Consider the following 17,301-nt stretch of genomic DNA (forward strand, 5'->3'; position numbering starts at 1 on the left):
TCAAGCACCTGCCCAGACCCTTCACCTTTTCGGAATCCGCCATGGTCCGTTCGCTGGATATTGCCAATCTGTTCCGCTCCTTCGGCGGTGATCCCCAGCGTTACCATGAGTTCGAAACAGCCGAGCCGGCGCTGCACGAAGCGACCCCGCCGGCCGCGTCGCAGCCACAGCCGCAGCCACAGATCGTGCCGAGCGCCCAGGGCGAACCGGTCATCACGATGGCCGAGGCGGCCAGCCAGGCGGAACCGGGCGCCCTGCCTCCGCTGTCGCGAGAGCTGGCGCAGCTGCATAGCAGCCGCCAGGCCAGCCAGGCGGTCGTCGCCCTGGATCAGGCGCTGAGTCGCGCGCTGCCGCCACTGGCCAATCCGGTCCTGGCGTTGATGTCGGCGCGCGGCGGCACGGGCAAGACGGTCATCGCCGCGGGGCTGGCCCAGACGCTGAGCCGCAGCGGTCAACCGGTGCTGCTGGTAGAGCTGGATAGCCAGAACGTGCTGTCTTCGCTGTTGCTGCAGGAAGCTTCGTCCACCACCGGCTCGATCAGGGCGCCGCTCTCCGTCTGTCTGTCGGTGGACGACCGCCTGCGCCTGGTGCCCTTCGGTGCTCCCGACGAGCTGGATCTCCAGGCCCTGGAACAGGCCCTGGCCACCGACACCCAGTGGCTGACCCGACGCCTGCAGGCGCTGGACGTCCCGGCCGATACCCTGGTGATCCTCGATTGCCCCACCGGCTCGACGCCTCTGAGTCGTCAGGCCATGGCCCTGGCCACCCGGATCCTGGGGGTAACGACCGCGGATGCGACCGGCTACGCCAGTCTGCCGCGCCTCGAACGCCAGTGGCAGCGCTGCAGCGGTCAGGTCACTCCGCTGCACCTGCTCAACCGGGTCGATCCCGCCCGGCCCCTGAGCCAGGATATCGCCGCCATCGTGGCGCACTCCTGGGGCGAACGCCTGCTGGGTGTTCTGCCGGAAAGCCCCGACCTGGAACAGGCCCTGGCGCTGGGCCAGGGCCTGGCCAGCGTCCAGGATGCCTGGGCACGCGGCCTGGCCGAGCTGGGCGAGGAATTGCTGGGCGATCGCCGCTCGCCCGCGCTGCACGCCGCGCGCGCCTAGCCATGAGCGTTCTCGACCGCCTGGAACAGGTTCGCCAGCGCCGCGCGGCGCGTGCTGCCGAGGCAACGTCCACCCCGCCAGCGGCGCCTTTGTGGCTGCAACTGCTGGCCTGGACAGCCGCCGCGTTGCTGGGCGTTCTGCTGGTGAGCGTGCCCCTGGCACTGGAAGAGCAGGCCCTGTTCGCCATCGGCTGCTTCGGCGCGGCCCTGCTGCTGCGCCGCCTGCCCGGGCGGCTGCCGGTGATCGCGCTGGTGCTCTTGTCGCTGCTGGCGTCACTGCGCTACCTCTACTGGCGCCTGACCAGCACCCTGGGCTTCGAGACGCCGCTGGAGATGGTGCTCGGCTACGGACTGGTGGCCGCCGAACTCTATGCCCTGGCGGTGCTGGTGTTCGGCTATCTGCAGACCATCTGGCCGCTGCGCCGCACCCCGGTCCCGCTGCCGGCTGATCCGGCCACCTGGCCCACCGTGGACGTTTTCATCCCCACCTACAACGAAGCCCTGAGCATCGTGAAGCTGTCGATCCTGGCGGCCCAGGCCATCGACTGGCCACGCGACAAGCTGCGGGTGCACGTGCTCGACGACGGCCGTCGCGAGGACTTCCGCCACTTCTGCGCGACCGCCGGCGTCTCCTACCTGGTGCGCGAGAACAACGAGCATGCCAAGGCCGGCAATCTCAATGCGGCGCTGAAGGTCACCGACGGCGAATACATCGCCATCTTCGATGCCGACCACGTGCCGACGCGTTCCTTCCTGCAGGTCTGCCTGGGCTGGTTCCTCAAGGACCCGCAGCTGGCCATGCTGCAGACCCCGCACTTCTTCTTTTCCCCGGATCCCTTCGAGAAGAATCTCAAGACCTTTCGCACCGTGCCCAACGAGGGCGAGCTGTTCTACGGCCTGGTGCAGGATGGCAACGACCTGTGGAACGCCACCTTCTTCTGCGGCTCCTGCGCGGTGATCCGCCGCACCATGCTGGAAGAGGTCGGCGGCGTGGCCACCGAGACGGTGACCGAGGACGCCCACACCGCGCTCAAGCTCAACCGGCTCGGCTACAACACCGCCTACCTGGGCATTCCCCAGGCCGCCGGTCTGGCCACCGAAAGCCTGTCGCGCCACATCGCCCAGCGCATCCGCTGGGCCCGCGGCATGGCGCAGATCTTTCGCATGGACAATCCGCTGCTGGGCAAGGGTCTCGCCCTCGGCCAGCGGCTCTGCTACCTCAACGCCATGCTGCACTTCTTCTATGGCCTGCCGCGGCTGGTGTTCCTTACCGCACCGCTGGCCTATCTGCTGTTCAGTGCGCAGATCTTTCACGCCTCGGCGCTGCTGATCACCTGCTACGTGCTGCCCCATGTGCTGCACTCGAACCTGACCAACTCGCGTATCCAGGGCGAATTCCGTCACTCCTTCTGGAACGAGGTCTACGAGACGGTGCTGGCCTGGTACATCCTCCGGCCCACGCTGCTGGCGCTGATCAACCCGCGGCTGGGCAAGTTCAACGTCACCGACAAGGGCGGCATCATCGCCAGCGACTACTTCGACTGGGAGCTGGCGCGCCCCTACATCGTGCTGCTGGCGCTCAATCTGCTCGGCCTGGGCGTGGGCATCGGCCGGCTGTTCTTCGGCGATCCCGAGGCGGTGACCACGGTCGCCATCAACCTGGTCTGGACCCTCTACAACCTGGTGATCGCCAGTGCCGCGGTAGCCGTGGCGAGCGAGACGCGCCAGGTGCGCGCCGAACCCCGGGTGGCCGCCACGCTGCCGGCCGGACTGGTCCTCGCCGATGGCAGCCGCCTGGAGTGCAGCACCCTGGACTTCTCCCAGAGCGGCATCGGCCTGAAGTTGCCCGCGGGCCTGCACCTGCCCGAGGGCAGCGCGGTGGAGGTGGAACTCAGCCGCAACGGTCGCAGCCGCCGCTTCCCGGCCACCGTGGCCTTCAGCCGCGCCGGCGCGGTGGGCACCCGCTTCGCCGAACTCAGCGTCACCGAGCAGCGCGAGCTGGTGCGCATGACCTTTTCCCGCGCCGATCTCTGGGCCGAGGCCTGGGGCAATCACCGCCCGGATTCCCTGCTGGGCTCGCTGCGCGAGGTCAGTCTGATCGGCCTGCGCGGCATCGCCGATCTCAATCGCAATGTCTGGCGCCTGAGCCGACCCTCCCGGCGCACGGCGCCCTCCTCTTCCGCCTCCCTGGACCGCCCATGACCGTGTCGCTTCGTCTCGCTCCGCTCCTGCTCGCCACCCTGGCTACCGCGCCCGCCATCGCCCTGGCCCAGAGCGCCCTCCCGGTGGCCGTAGCCCTGGCCGGCAGCGGCTACGACAACAGCTTCAAGCAGCTCGGCGCGGTCTATCCCTTCAACCTGCGCGGCATCGACAGCCGCGACGGGGTCGGCTTCGACATCCGCGCCGACGAGATCGTCAGCGCCGCCAAGGTGACGCTGAACTACACCTATTCCCCGGCGCTGCTGCCGGAGCTGTCCCAGCTCAATGTGCTGGTCAACGACGAGGTCGCCGCCAGCATTCCGCTGCCCAAGGAAGGCGCCGGTACGCCCCAGACCCGGGTGGTGGACATCCCGCCGCGCCTGATCACCGAATTCAACCGGCTGAGCATCCAGCTGATCGGCCACTACACCATGCAGTGCGAAGACCCGCTGCACTCCAGCCTCTGGGCCAAGGTGAGCAATGGCAGCCGCCTGGACATCCAGGTCAGCCGCCTGGACCTGGCACCGGACCTGGCGCGCCTGCCGCAGCCCTTCTTCGATCGCCGCGATGCCCGGCAGCTGGAGCTGCCCTTCGTCATCGCCGGTGCGGCGGACAACGGCACCCTGGAGGCCGCCGGCACCCTGACCTCCTGGTTCGGCGCCCTCGCGAGCTATCGCGGCGCCCGCTTCCCCAGCAGCCAGAGCGCCCTGCCGGCCAAGGGCAACGCGGTGGTGCTGGTCACCAGCGAGGAGCGCGCCAAGACCCTGGGCCTGAGTCTGCCCGCACCGGCGGCGGCCCGGGTCGACATCCTGGTCAACCCCTTCGATCCCCAGGGCCAGCTGCTGGTGATCTCCGGGCGTGATGCCAACGAACTCAAGCGCGCCGCGAGCGCCGTGGCGCTGGGTCACCAGACCCTGTCCGGCCAGGGCATGACCATCGACACCCTGCAGGCGCTGCAACCGCGCAAGCCCTACGATGCGCCCAACTGGCTGCCGAGCGACCGGCCGGTGCGTCTGGGCGAGCTGGCGACGCCCAAGGAACTCGGCGTCTCCGGTTACGCTCCGGGGACGGTGACCGTGCCGCTGCGACTGCCCCCGGACCTGTTCCTCTGGCGCAACCAGGGGCTGCCGCTGCACCTCAGATACCGCTATACCCCGCAGCCGGTGGCGACCAATTCCTCGCTGCTGGTGAGCTTCAACGACCGCTTCGTGCAGTCCATCCCCCTGCCGTCCCAGGAGCACCTGGACCAGGGGCTGCTGGGTCTGATCAAGGACGAGGAGTTGCCCCGCGAGGCCGAGGTGCGGTTGCCACTGGAGGGCGAGGCGCTGCAGGCCCGCCTGCAATTCCGCTTCATGTACGACTACCTCAAGCAGGGTGAATGCCGCGACGTCATCATCGACAACATGCGCGGCACCCTGGAACCGGACTCGACCCTGGACCTGTCCGGCTATCGGCACTTCATCGCCCTGCCCAACCTGGGCGTGTTCAAGGACAGCGGCTTTCCCTTCACCCGCCTGGCGGATCTGAGCGAAACCGCGGTGATCCTGCCCGATGCGCCCAGTGCGGCGGAGATCGACAGCTACCTGAACGTGCTCGGCCGCTTCGGCAGTTCCACCGGCTATCCCGCCGCCGCGGTGACGGTGGCCCGCGCTGGCGAGGTCGAGGGCCTGGCCGACAAGGACCTGCTGCTGATCGCCAGCGGCGCCGACCAGCCGCTGCTGCAACGCTGGGCCGCCCAGTTGCCGGCCGGCTTCGCCGGCAACGGCCAGCGCTTCGAGGTTTCCGACCTGGCGTTCAAGGTGCGCCAGTGGTTCAGCAGTGACAACGAGATCAGTCTGGAGCGCAGCCGCGCGGCGCTGAGCGCCAGTGGTGGTGCCGGTGGCGCCTTCGTGGCCGGCTTCGAGTCACCGCTGAAGAGCGGTCGCAGCGTGGTGGCCCTGGTCGCCGCCCGCCCGGAGGGCCTGGCCGACATCAGCCGCGCCCTCACCACCCGGGAGGACTATGCCCAGGGGTTGCAGGGCAGCCTGGCCATGGTGCGTGGCCAGCAGGTGGAGAGCCTGGTAGCCGACGAGACCTATCACGTCGGCAGCCTGGGGCCGCTGCTCTATGTCCGCTGGCAGCTGGCGCGTCATCCCCTGTTGATGCTGGGCCTGAGCGCCCTGGGCGTGGCCCTGCTGGCCGGCCTGCTGTATGCGGCGCTGCGCGCCCGTGCCCGTCAGCGGCTGGAGCGCTAGACCATGACCCGTGCACCGCTGCTGGCTACCCTGCTGACCGGTCTGCTGCTGCCACCGCTGGTCCTGGCGGCCGGCACCCCCGAAGCGCTGCTCATCGAGCAGGGTCACTTCTGGCAGGCGCGCAAGAACGCGCCCCGCGCCCAGGAGACTTGGAACAAGCTGCTTGAACTGGATGCGCAGCAGCCCGAGGCGCTGTACGGCCTGGGGCTGATCGAGGTGCAGGCTGACCGGCTGCCTGCGGCCCAGGCCTATCTGCGCCGCCTGCAGGCCCTCAAACCCTTGCCCCAGCAGGCCTTGCAACTGGAGCAGGACATCGCCCTGGCCAGTGGCGACAATCCCCAGCGCCTGGCGGATGCCCGCCAGCTCGTCAGCGAAGACAAACCCGTGCAGGCGCTGGCGCTCTATCGCCAGCTGTTTGGCGGTCGGCTGCCCCAGGGCGATCTGGCGCGCGAGTACTACGACATCCTCGCCTACACCCCCAATGGCTGGCAGGAAGCCGGTCCGGGCATTGAGCGCCTGCGCAAGCTGCAACCCAGCGATCCGGCGCTGATGCTGATCCAGGCCAAGCACCTGGCGCGCTTTCCGGCCAGTCGCAGCCGTGGCATCCAGGCCCTGGCGGAGCTGAGCACGCGCAAGGACATCGGTGGCGAAGCCGCCGAATACTGGCGCCAGGCGCTGGTCTGGAGCGGTCCGCCCGATCCGGCCGAGGCACCGCTGTTCGAGGCCTACCTGCGCCAGCATCCGGATGACGCCGAGTTGCGCGCCCAGCTGGAAAAGGGCCGTACCCTGAGTCGCAGCGGCGGCCTTGATCCGCAACTGGCGCGCGGCATCGAGGCCTTGCGGCGCAATGAACTGGGCGCGGCCGAAAGCGCCTTCCAGGCACGCCTCAAGACGGCCCCCAACGATGCCAACGCCCTGGGCGGACTGGGTATCGTCCGCCAGCGCCAGGAGCGCTTCAGCGACGCAGAGGACCTCTTGGGCCGCGCCAGCCGCCAACCGGGCGGTGCGCGCTGGCAGGCGCCGCTGGCCGAGGTGCGCTACTGGGCGCTGCTCGTCCAGGCCCGTCAGGCCCAGCAGGCCAACGACTTCACTACCGCTCGCGCCCGGGTGGAGCAGGCGCTGCGACTGGACGCCAAGCGTCCGGAAGCACCGCTGGCCCTGGCCGGGCTGCAGGCCCAGACCGGGCAGCTGGACGCCGCCGAGGCCGGCTATCGGCGGATCCTGCAGCAGGATCCGCGCAATCTGGAAGCCCGCCGGGGCCTGATCGACCTGCTGGCCGAGAGCGAGCGTCCGGCCGAGGCCCTGCGCCTGCTCGACACCCTGACTCCGGCTGAACTCGCCAAGCTCGGCAACCTGGATCGGCTAAAGGCCACCCAGGCGCTGCAGGAAGCCAAGCTGGCCGAAGGCCGTGGCGATCTCCAGGGCGCCCGTCGCGCCCTGGAAGACGCCCGGCGCGCCGATCCGGACGACGTCTGGACCCTGCTCGCCCTGGCCCGTCTGCAGCTGCGTCAGGGCCAGGCCCAGGCTGCCCGCCAGACCCTGGACAGCGGCCTGGCCAAGGATCCCCAGCGTCCCGAGGCGCTCTATGTACGCGCCCTGTTCGCCTTGGAGCAGAACGATCCCGCGGCGGCGCGCGAGCTGCTCGGTCGCATCCCGTCTGCCCAGCGCAGCCCGGCCATGAACGGCCTGGCCGCCGATCTCGACTTCGACGCCAAGGTCAGCGCCGCCCGCGACCTGGCCCGCCGCGGCCAGCAGCAAGCCGCGCGCCGCCAGCTGGCAACCCTGGAACCGCAGGCCGGCGAACGCGCCGCGGCCCTGGGCGGCCTGGCGGCGGCCTATGCCGAAGCAGGCGACGTCGAGCGCGGTCTGCGCCTGCTGCGCGATGTCCTGGCCCGCGAGCACACGCCCGATCCCGCCTTGCGCCTGCAATATGGCGAGGTGCTGCTGCGCAGTGGCGCAGACGACGAGGTCAACGCCCTGCTGCACGAGCTCCAGGGTCAGCGCCTGAGCGCCGCCCAGCGCCAGGGCTATGAAGACCTGCTCTATCGCTACCGGGTGCGTCAGGCCGACCAGCTGCGCGAGCGTGGCGATCTGGTGACCGCCTACGACACCCTGGCGCCGGCCCTTGCCCAGCGCCCGGACGACGATCTGGTCAACACCGCCCTGGCGCGGCTCTACCTCGCCAATGGCGACGCCGACAAGGCGCTACGGCTCTATGAACCGCTACTGCGCCGCGCGCCCGACAATCCCCGCCTGCAACTGGGCGCGGCCGATGCCGCCGTGCGCGCACGAGACACCGCCTTTGCCGAACGCGCCCTGGATCGCGCTGTCGCCCTGGGCGCCGACGACGTGGCGGTGCTGACCGATGCCGCCCGCCTCTATCGCCAGCTGGGCCGGGAAGGCCGGGCCACCGAGTTGCTGCGTCAGGTGGTTGCCGTGCAGCGCCGGGATGCCGAAACCGCACGCCCCCTGGCGGATGCACCCGCCAATCCCTTCGGTCCACGACGCGGTAGCGCCACGCTCGCCAGCCAGGCCATTCCGCCGACCGCCGACCAGTTGCTGGTGGCGGCCAAGACCGCCCCGCCAGCGGACGTAGCCGAGGCCCCGCGCGACAGCGCCGCCGAACGCGCCCTCGACGACCTGCTGCAGACGCGCAGCGCGCGGATCACCCAGGGCCTGACCGTGCGCAGCAACGATAACGAGCGCGGCCTCGGCAAGCTCACCGACGTGGAAGCGCCACTGGAGATCGACTTCCCGCTGGGCGACGTGCGCCTGGCCGTGCGGGTGACCCCGGTCAGCCTGAACGCTGGCAGCGTCGGCCGCGATGCCCGCAGTCGCTTCGGGGGCGGTCCGGCCGCCACCCAGGCCGCGCCGGAGGGTTCACCGGGCAGCCAGAGCGACAGCGGCGTCGGCCTGGCGGTGGCCTACAGCGATCCGCAGCTCGGCCTCAAGGCCGACGCCGGCACCACGCCACTGGGCTTTCGCTATTCGACGCCAGTGGGTGGGGTGAGCCTGGACCGGCCGCTGACCGATAACAGCCGCTATACCCTCTCGGCCTCGCGCCGCGCGGTGATCGACAGCCTGACCTCCTTCGCCGGCAGCGAAGACACCCGTACCGGCCAGCAATGGGGCGGCGTGACCGCCAATGGCGTACGCGGCCAGCTCGGCTACGACGACAGCCAGTTCGGTGCCTATGCCTATGCCTCCTGGTACCGGCTGCTGGGCAATCATGTCGCCGACAACAGCCGCGGCGAACTGGGTGCCGGGCTGTACCGCTATCTGATCAACAGCGAAGACAGCCGCCTGACGCTGGGTCTGTCCCTCACTGGCATCGCCTATGACAACAACCAGGCCTTCTTCACCTATGGCCATGGCGGCTACTTCAGCCCCCAGCGCTTCTACGCCCTGGGCGTACCCCTGACCTGGTCGCAGCGTACCGATCGCTGGACCTGGCAGCTACGTGGCGCGGTGGGCGTGCAGCGCATCGTGCAGGACGGCGCCGATTTCTATCCGACCGACGCCCGGCTGCAGGCCGCGGCGAGCCAGGCGCTCGGCGCCCCGGCGGCCTATGGCGGCCAGAGCAAGACCAGTCTCGGCTACAGCCTCCATGGCGCCACCGAGTACCAGCTCGGGCGCCAGCTGTTCGTCGGCGGCAACCTCGGCGTCGACAACGGCCGCGATTTCCAACAGCTCAATGGCGCCGTCTATCTGCGCTATGCGCTGGAACCCCAGGACCGTGCACTCGCCCTGCCGGTCAGTCCCTATCGTTCCCCCTACGACAACTGATTCACGGAGCTCCCATGGCAGCCAGCCTCCTTACCGGCCTTACCATTCTCATGATCGGCGACAGCCACCTGGCCACCCCCGACTACCTGATCGGCGCGCTGCAGGACAGCCTGGTGCAGCAAGGCGCCAAGGTGCATACCCTGGGTATCTGCGGGAGCAACGCCGGCGACTGGCTCAAGGTCACCCCCGGCACCTGTGGCGGCGCCGAGCGGCGCAACGGCGACAAGGCCGTGGTGCTCGGCGGCAAGGCCGCCACCCAGCCGATCAACGAACTCATCGCCACCGACAAGCCCGACCTGGTACTGATCGTCATGGGTGACACCATGGCCAGCTACACCAATCCCAGCTTTCCCAAGACCTGGGTCTGGCAGCAGACCACCAGCCTGACCAAGGCCATCGCCGCGACCAAGACCCATTGCGCCTGGGTCGGCCCGACCTGGGGCACCGAGGGCGGCAAGTACGGCAAGACCTTCGATCGGGTCAAGCTGATGTCCGGCTTCCTCGCCAACAACGTCGCGCCCTGCAGCTACATCGACTCGCTGAGCTTCGCCAAGCCCGGCCAATGGGCGACCATCGACGGCCAGCACCTGACCGGTCCGGGCTACAAGTCCTGGAGTTCGGCCATCGTCGACGCCCTCAACAAGCTGCCCGCCGACAAGCTCAAGGGAGCCGCCCAGTGAAGGCCCTGCTGCTGCTCGGCCTGCTGGTGGGCGGGATCGCCCAGGCCGAGGTGTCCCTCTACCCCACCGGTCCCAGCGAAGACTCGGCCTTCCTCCGCTTCGTCAACGCCGGCAGCCAGCCCCTGGCGCTGCAGGCCTCCGGCTCCGCCGCGCGGCTGCAGCTGGAGGCCGGCAAGCCGGTCTCCGACTACCTGACCGTGCCGGCGACCAAGACGATCAAGGGCGAACTGGTCCAGGGCGCGGCCAAGGCGCCGCTTGAGCTGACCGTGGCCGCCGGTGAATTCGCCACCCTGGTGGTCCTGCCCGGCACGCCGCTGGCGCAACGCCTGGTGCGCGAGCAACCCGACGACTTCAACGCCCTCAAGGCCTCGCTGGCCTTCTACAGCCTGGATCCGCAGTGCGCGAGCCCGGGTCTGCAGGCGGTCGGGCGCAATGCCGAGATCTTCAAGAACGTGGTCGACGGCACCCTGCAGCGCCGCAGCCTCAACGCCGTGGCGCTCAAGGTGCAGCTGACCTGTGCCGGCCAGGCCACGGGCGAGGCGCTGGACCTGGGCGAACTCAAGGCCGGCGAGCGCTACAGCGTGCTGCTGCTGCCCGGCGCCAGCGGTCCGCGGCTGCTCGCCACCCAGGACGCTATCGCCCACTAAGGACAGCCGCTCGATGGTCTTCGCCTCGCTGGAATTCCTCACCCTCTTCCTGCCGCTGTTCCTGCTGGTCTATGCCCTGGCGCGGCCCGGCGGGCGCAACGGGGTGCTGCTGGTGGGCAGCTGGCTGTTCTATGGCTGGCTGAGTCCCCTGTTCCTGCTGCTGCACATGGCCCTGGCCTTGCTGGCCTGGGTCGGCGGGTTGCTGGTGGATGGCGCGCGCGAAGGCTCGCGAGCAAGGCTGCGGCTGCTCGCCGGGCTGATCGTGATCAACCTGGCGGTGCTCTGCTGGTACAAGTACGCCAACATCGTCGCCGCCACCTGGAGCCAGGTGCTGGTGAGCGCCGGCGCCCTGCCGCTGGACTGGCAGAAGGTGGCCTTGCCGGCCGGACTGTCCTTCATCGTGCTGCAGGCCATCTCCTACCTGGTGGATGTCCATCGTCACGTGGTCCCGGTGGAGCGCAGCTTCGTCAACTACGCTACCTACATCTCCATGTTCGGCCATTCCATCGCCGGGCCGATCATCCGCTACGACTGGGTGCGCCGCGAACTCAACCAGCGCTGGTTCAATCGCGAGAATTTCGCCCTCGGCGCGCGCCGTTTCATGATCGGCATGTGCATGAAGGTGCTGGTGGCCGACACCCTGTCGCCACTGGTGGATGTGGCCTTCCACGTTGACCAGCCGTCCTTCGCCGACGCCTGGATCGGCTGCCTGGCCTATTCGCTGCAACTGTTCTTCGACTTCGCCGGCTACAGCGCCATGGCCATCGGCCTGGGCCTGATGCTGGGTTTCCACTTCCCGGAAAACTTCAACCGGCCCTATCTCGCCCGCAGCATCCAGGACTTCTGGCGGCGCTGGCACCTGTCGCTGTCCAGCTGGCTGCGCGACTACCTCTACATCTCCCTGGGCGGCAACCGCGGCGGTCGCTGGCGCACCTATCGCAACCTCTTTGTGACCATGGCCATCGCCGGTCTCTGGCACGGCGGCGACAGCTGGAACTACCTGCTCTGGGGCATGCTGCACGGCCTGGCGCTGTGCCTGGATCGCCTCTGGGACGAACTCGGCGGCCGCCCGCTGCCGCGGCTCCTGGCCCATGGCCTGACCCTGCTGTTCGTGGCCCTGGCCTGGACGCTGTTCCGCGCGCCGGACTTCGCCACGGCGCTGTCCATGTACGCCGGCCAGTTCGGCCTGCACGGCTTCGCCCTGGGCGATGCCCTGGCCGTGACCCTGAGACCGGTGCACGGCCTGGCCGCCGCCCTGGGCGTGGCCTGCGTCCTGGCCCCGCTGTGGCAGGCGCGCATCGAGGCGCGTCTGCCCGGTAGCGCCCTGCTGCGCGGTGTCGGTGCCCTTTGGCCGGTAGCCGGCTTCCTGCTCTGTTTCGCGCTGATCGCCAGCCGCGAAGCCGTGCCCTTCCTCTACTTCCAGTTCTGAGGCCGCCGCCATGAGCGCTCCCGCCCTGCCGTCCTCACCCGCACCCCAGCCGCCCAGCGCCAGCAGCGTGCGACTGGCCCCGCTCGCCGGGGTGGTCTTCGCCCTGTTCCTGGCGATCGGCCTGCTGTCCTGCGCCTGGGCGCTGCTGACCGATCGCCTCTCGCTCTGGCCGGAACAGGTGGATCGCCATGCCCTGCTCGAAGGCGAGCTCACCCACCACATCGCCAAGGAGCTGGCCAAGGCGCCGCTGCCGGAAGCGGCCGCCCGCCTGGAACGCGGCGCCAGCTGGCTGCTGCTGGGCGACAGCGGACCGCGGGTGCGCCAGGGTTGCCCCGGGTGGCTGTTTCTCGCCGAAGAACTCGAGGTCCCGCGCCACGCCGACGCCAATGCCCGGGCCCGCGCCCAGACGGTGATCGAGCTACGCCAGCAACTGGCCGCCCGGGACATCCAGCTGCTGGTCGCCGTGGTGCCGGACAAGAGTCGCATCGCCGCCGACCAGCGGTGCGGACTGCGACGCCCCGCTGCCTTCGCCAACCGGGTCGCCGACTGGACGCGGATGCTGAGTGCCGCGCGCGTGCCGGTGCTCGACCTGACCACGGCACTCACGCCCCTGGGCAGCGCCGCCTTCCTGCGCACCGATACCCACTGGAACGAGGCCGGTGCCGAGGCCGCGGCCCGCGCCCTGGCGCTGCGCATCCAGGCGCTGCCCTTCCAGGCCAGCCCGGCACGGACATTCGCTCGCACGCTGCTGGCGCCGGCACCGCGCCCCGGAGACCTGGTGCGCCTGGCCGGCCTGGACTGGCTGCCGCCACGCCTGCAAACCGCCCCCGAGGTGCTGCGCCTGACCCAGGTCGACAGCCGCGCCCCGGCCGAGGCCAGCGATGACCTGTTCGGCGATGGCGACCTGCCCAACGTCGCGGTGATCGGCACTTCCTTCTCGCGCAATTCCAATTTCCTGCCGTTCCTGGAGCAGGCCCTGGGCGCCAGCGTCGGGCGCTTCGCCAAGGACGGCGGGCATTTCGCCGGCGCGGCGCGCGACTACTTCGCCAGTCCCGCCTTCCGACAAACCCCGCCACAGTTATTGGTCTGGGAAATTCCCGAGCGCGATTTACAATCCCCCGGCCCCGAGGCGTTGCGTCTCGATCCGCGTCCTTGAGGCAACCAAGGCTTTCCCAATGGGTCTGAGGACGCAACCCCCAGCCCCAGGAAGCCTTTCGATGACGGAACTGCTAGACGGCCTGACCCAGTGGATCAACCAGCACCACCAGTGGCTGGGCGTGGCCATCTTCATCATCTCCTTTCTCGAGTGCCTGGCCCTGGCCGGGCTGGTGGTACCCGGCACGGTGATCCTGTTCGCCGTGGCCATCGCCGCCGGCAATGGCGCGCTCAACCTCTTCGATACCCTGCTGCTGGGCTTTCTCGGCGGCATCCTCGGCGACGCGGTGTCCTATTTCATCGGTCGGCGCTTCCATGAAGGCATCCGCCGCCTGCCCGGACTGCGCACCCATCCGGAATGGATCGGCTCGGCCGAGGGCTTCATCCACAGATACGGCGTGGCCAGTCTGCTGGTGGGTCGTTTCATCGGTCCGCTGCGCCCGCTGCTGCCGCTGATCGCCGGCATGCTCGACATGCCCCTGGTCAAATTCGTCAGCGTCAGCCTGGTGGCCGCCGCCGGCTGGTCCATCGCCTATCTCGGCCCGGGCTGGGTGACCGGCGCGGCCTTCCGCCTGCCGCTGCCGGAGGGCTTCTGGCAACAGGCCGGCATCGTCTTCGGTGGTGCGGCGGTGCTGCTGACGGTGGTGGCCCATGGCGCCTGGCGCGAGCGCGCCGGCACCACGCTGATCAGCGGCGCCCTCTGCCTGGCCGGGCTGCTGGCGCTGCTGTTCGGCTGGCACCACCTGCGCGCCTTCGACGAAGGCCTGATGGCGCTGGTTCAGGAGCATCGCGAAGGCTGGCTCAACCTGGTCGCCGTGGTCATCACCCGCATGGGCGATTTCCGCACCCAGCTGATCCTGGCCGCCGTGCTGATCCTGGTGCTGGCCGCCTACCGCCAGTGGCGCCCGCTGCTGTTCGCCCTGGGCACCACCCTGGGGACCGCCCTGGCCAACGGCCAGTTGAAGAACCTGCTGGCCCGCGCCCGCCCCGACGTGCTCGCCGAGCCGCTGACCACCTACAGCCTGCCCAGCGGCCACAGCTCGGCCTCCTTCGCCTTCTTCCTGACCCTGGGCATCATCGTCGGGCGCCGCTACGGTCCGCGCGGGCGCCTCGCCTGGCTGGTGATCGCCGCCCTGCCAGCGGTACTCATCGCCCTCAGCCGCGTCTACCTGGGCGTGCACTGGCCCACCGACGTCCTCGCCGGTGCCCTGCTCGCCGGGGGCTTCTGCGGCCTGAGCCTGGCGCTGCTGCAGAAGACCGGCGGCAATCGCCTGGAGCCGATTCCGACGCGGACCTGGTGGGTGCTGCTGCCACTGGTGGTGCTGGTGCTGGCCTTCGCCGCCGGCTGGGCCCTGCCAGCGGCCATCGAGCGCTATGCGCCCCGACTGTAAGGCCGCCGCTAGCCAAAAAATCCGCTCAGGGTCCTGCAGTTTCGCCTCTCTTGTGGTCTGAACGCCTGGAATTGCAGAGGTGGCCGGGGGAGGCTCGATAGATGGCAGCGCAGATTGCCGACTGGAACGAACTGGACTTTCTCGCCGGCGGCGGCGAGATGGGTGCCCGCTTGCGCACCCACGACTGGTCGGATTCGCCCCTGGGCCCGCCGTCGCAGTGGCCGCAATCGCTGCGCTCGGCACTGAGCATCTGCCTGAACTCCAGCTTTCCCACCGCCATCTACTGGGGCCCCGACCTGCTGCTGCTCTACAACGATGCCTGGGTACCGATTCCCGCGGAACGCCACCCCTGGGCCTTCGGACGTCCCGCCCAAGAGGTCTGGCAGGACATCTGGCCGGTGGTCGGACCGCAGTTCGAGCAGGTCCTGAGCAGCGGCCAGGGCTTTTCGGTCTTCGACCAGTTGCTGCCGATGGTGCGCCAGGGCGTGGCCAGCGAGACCTACTGGAACTACAGCTTCACGGCGATTCGCGGTGAGGGCGGCGAGATCGCCGGGATCTTCAACCAGGGCCACGAGACCACCCAGCGCATCCTCGACGAGCGCCGGCGCGCCGCCGAGGCCGCGCGCCAGCGGCGGATGTTCGAGCAGGCGCCCGGCTTCGTCGCCATCGTGCGCGGGCCGGACCACGTCTTCGACTTCGTCAATGTCGCCTACAGCCGCCTGTTCGATGGCCGGCCCCGCGAAGGCCTCACGGTGCGCGAAGTCTTTCCCGAATTGCAGAGTCAGGGCTACCTCGAGTGGCTCGAACAGGTCTATCGCAGCGGACGCCGCTTTGTCGCCGAGCACCAGCCCCTGCGCCTGGAGACCGTGGGCGAGCCGGTCCGCACACTGTATCTGGATTTCATCTACGAACCCCTGACCGACGAAACCGGTCAGGTGATCGGCATCTTCTGCCAGGGGCAGGACGTCACCGAGGCCCATCTGGCCCGGGCTGCCCTGGAAGCCAGCGAACGACGCTTTCGCACCGCCCTGGAAATCGAGACGGTGGGCGCCCTCTGCTTCGATGCCGAAGGGCGGCTGATCGATGCCAATGACGCCTTCCTGCGCATGAGCGGCCATGACCGCGCGGACCTGGCTGCCGGGCGCATCGCCTGGCCGGCACCGAGACTGCCACGCGCCGATGCTCAGGCGCCGCCCGAGGAGCGTTGCTATCGACGCCGCGACGACTCGACCGGCTGGGCTCTCGTGGCCGCCAAGCGCCTGCCTGATGGCAGCGCCTTCGAATTCCTGGTCGACATCAGCGACCGCAAGCGGGCCGAAGCCGAGTTGCGCGAGGAAACCCGCACCCTGGAAGCCCTCAAGCGCATCGACACGGAACTGGCCAGCGAGCTGGATCTGGCGCATCTGGTGCAGACCGTGACCGATGCCGGGGTGGAATTGACGGGCGCCCGCTTCGGCGCCTATTTCAGTCATCAGGCCGCCGAGGACGGCGGCTCCCTGCGTCTCTTCACCCTATCCGGTGCCGAGCGCGTCGATTTCGAGTGCCTTGGCGAGCCCGGCGCCACGGCCATGTTCGCCCCCACCCTGGAGAACGCGGGCGTGGTGCGAGCCGACGATGTGGCTACCGATCCGCGCTATGGCCAGTCCGCACCGCACCGGGGCCTGCCGCCCGGACACCCGCCGGTGCGCAGCTATCTGGCCGTCTCCGTAGTGGCCCGTGACGGGACGGTGCTGGGTGGACTCTTCTTCGGCCATGCCGAACCAGGGCGTTTCAGCCTTCGCCACGAACGACTGATGGCGGCCCTGGCCGCTCGCGCGGCCATCGCCATCGAGCAGGCCCAGTTGTTCCAGGCGGTGCGTACCGCCAACGAGACCCTCGAACAGCGCGTCATCGAGCGCACCGCCGAGCTGACCCAGGCGCAGCAGGCGCTGCATCAGGCGCAAAAGATGGAAGCCATCGGCCAGTTGACCGGTGGCATCGCCCATGACTTCAACAACCTGCTGGCCGGCATCATCGGCAGCCTGGAACTGATCGAGCGCCGTCTGCAGCAGCAGCGTACCGACCAGCTCGACCGGCTGCTCGGTGGCGCCCAGGCCTATGCCGCACGCGCCGCCTCCCTGACCCAGCGGCTGCTGGCCTTTTCCCGGCGGCAGACCCTGGAACCCAAGCCCACCGACGTCAACGAGCTGATGCTGGCCATGGAGGAATTGATCCGCCGCAGCGTCGGCCCGGCGATCGACGTCCAGGCCGAGCCAGCGGAACCGCTGTGGTCCACGGTGATCGATGCGGTGCAACTGGAAAGCGCCCTGCTCAACCTGGCGATCAATGCCCGGGATGCCATGCCCCAGGGAGGACAGCTGCGGTTGTCCACGGCCAATCTGCCCGAGGACGCGCCCGAGCGACCGGACGATCTGCCTGCCGGAGACTATGTGCGGGTCAAGGTAAGCGACACCGGTAGCGGCATCGTGCCGGAGATCCTGGAACGGATCTTCGATCCCTTCTTTACCACCAAGCCACCGGGTCAAGGCACCGGATTGGGCCTGTCCATGGTGCATGGCTTCGTGCACCAGTCGGGTGGCCAGATCCAGGTCGATACCACGCCTGGCATAGGGACCTGCATCTCGCTCTATCTGCCGCGAGCACCGGAGGGCGACGCCCGCACGTCCTGAGCG

At 69.3% G+C, this 17,301-nt stretch carries 10 protein-coding genes; all 10 read left to right on the top strand.

Going from position 1 to position 17,301, the window contains the following annotated elements:
* Nucleotides 1-41 precede the first annotated feature (41 nt).
* A complete protein-coding gene (locus PVZ72_RS19120; protein WP_273862722.1) occupies nt 42-1,109 on the top strand; it encodes a cellulose synthase operon protein YhjQ/BcsQ in 1,068 nt (355 codons plus the stop codon).
* Nucleotides 1,110-1,111: 2 nt separating this feature from the next.
* Complete coding sequence (gene bcsA, locus PVZ72_RS19125; protein WP_273862723.1) at nt 1,112-3,310, top strand: UDP-forming cellulose synthase catalytic subunit; 2,199 nt, start codon at nt 1,112-1,114, stop codon at nt 3,308-3,310.
* Complete coding sequence (bcsB, locus tag PVZ72_RS19130; RefSeq protein ID WP_273862724.1) at nt 3,307-5,541, top strand: cellulose biosynthesis cyclic di-GMP-binding regulatory protein BcsB; 2,235 nt, start codon at nt 3,307-3,309, stop codon at nt 5,539-5,541. The genes bcsA and bcsB overlap by 4 nt, the downstream gene beginning before the upstream one ends.
* 3 nt (nt 5,542-5,544) lie before the next feature.
* Nucleotides 5,545-9,327, top strand: a complete 3,783-nt coding sequence (locus tag PVZ72_RS19135) for a cellulose biosynthesis protein BcsC (protein WP_273862725.1) — start codon at nt 5,545-5,547, stop codon at nt 9,325-9,327.
* A gap of 14 nt (nt 9,328-9,341) precedes the next feature.
* Nucleotides 9,342-10,007, top strand: a complete 666-nt coding sequence (locus PVZ72_RS19140) for an SGNH/GDSL hydrolase family protein (protein WP_273862726.1) — start codon at nt 9,342-9,344, stop codon at nt 10,005-10,007.
* Entirely contained in the window at nt 10,004-10,654 is a 651-nt protein-coding gene (locus PVZ72_RS19145; RefSeq protein ID WP_273862727.1) for an alginate O-acetyltransferase AlgF, read from the top strand. Before PVZ72_RS19140 ends, PVZ72_RS19145 begins: the two co-directional genes overlap by 4 nt.
* Before the next feature lie 13 nt (nt 10,655-10,667).
* Nucleotides 10,668-12,083 carry an MBOAT family O-acyltransferase gene (locus tag PVZ72_RS19150; protein ID WP_273862728.1) on the top strand — a complete coding sequence of 472 codons (1,416 nt, stop codon included), beginning with the start codon at nt 10,668-10,670 and terminating at the stop codon, nt 12,081-12,083.
* A 10-nt stretch (nt 12,084-12,093) separates the two neighbouring features.
* Nucleotides 12,094-13,239, top strand: a complete 1,146-nt coding sequence (locus tag PVZ72_RS19155) for an alginate O-acetyltransferase AlgX-related protein (RefSeq protein ID WP_273862729.1) — start codon at nt 12,094-12,096, stop codon at nt 13,237-13,239.
* Between the two features lie 61 nt (nt 13,240-13,300).
* Nucleotides 13,301-14,629: a bifunctional DedA family/phosphatase PAP2 family protein gene (locus PVZ72_RS19160; RefSeq protein WP_273862730.1), complete on the top strand. Its 1,329-nt coding sequence runs from the start codon at nt 13,301-13,303 to the stop codon at nt 14,627-14,629.
* Nucleotides 14,630-14,730: 101 nt separating this feature from the next.
* Nucleotides 14,731-17,298: an ATP-binding protein gene (locus PVZ72_RS19165; RefSeq protein ID WP_273862731.1), complete on the top strand. Its 2,568-nt coding sequence runs from the start codon at nt 14,731-14,733 to the stop codon at nt 17,296-17,298.
* Nucleotides 17,299-17,301 lie beyond the last annotated feature (3 nt).

Source organism: Pseudomonas sp. LA5, from assembly GCF_028640825.1.
In the GTDB taxonomy this organism is placed as follows: Bacteria; Pseudomonadota; Gammaproteobacteria; order Pseudomonadales; family Pseudomonadaceae; genus Chryseomonas; species Chryseomonas aestiva.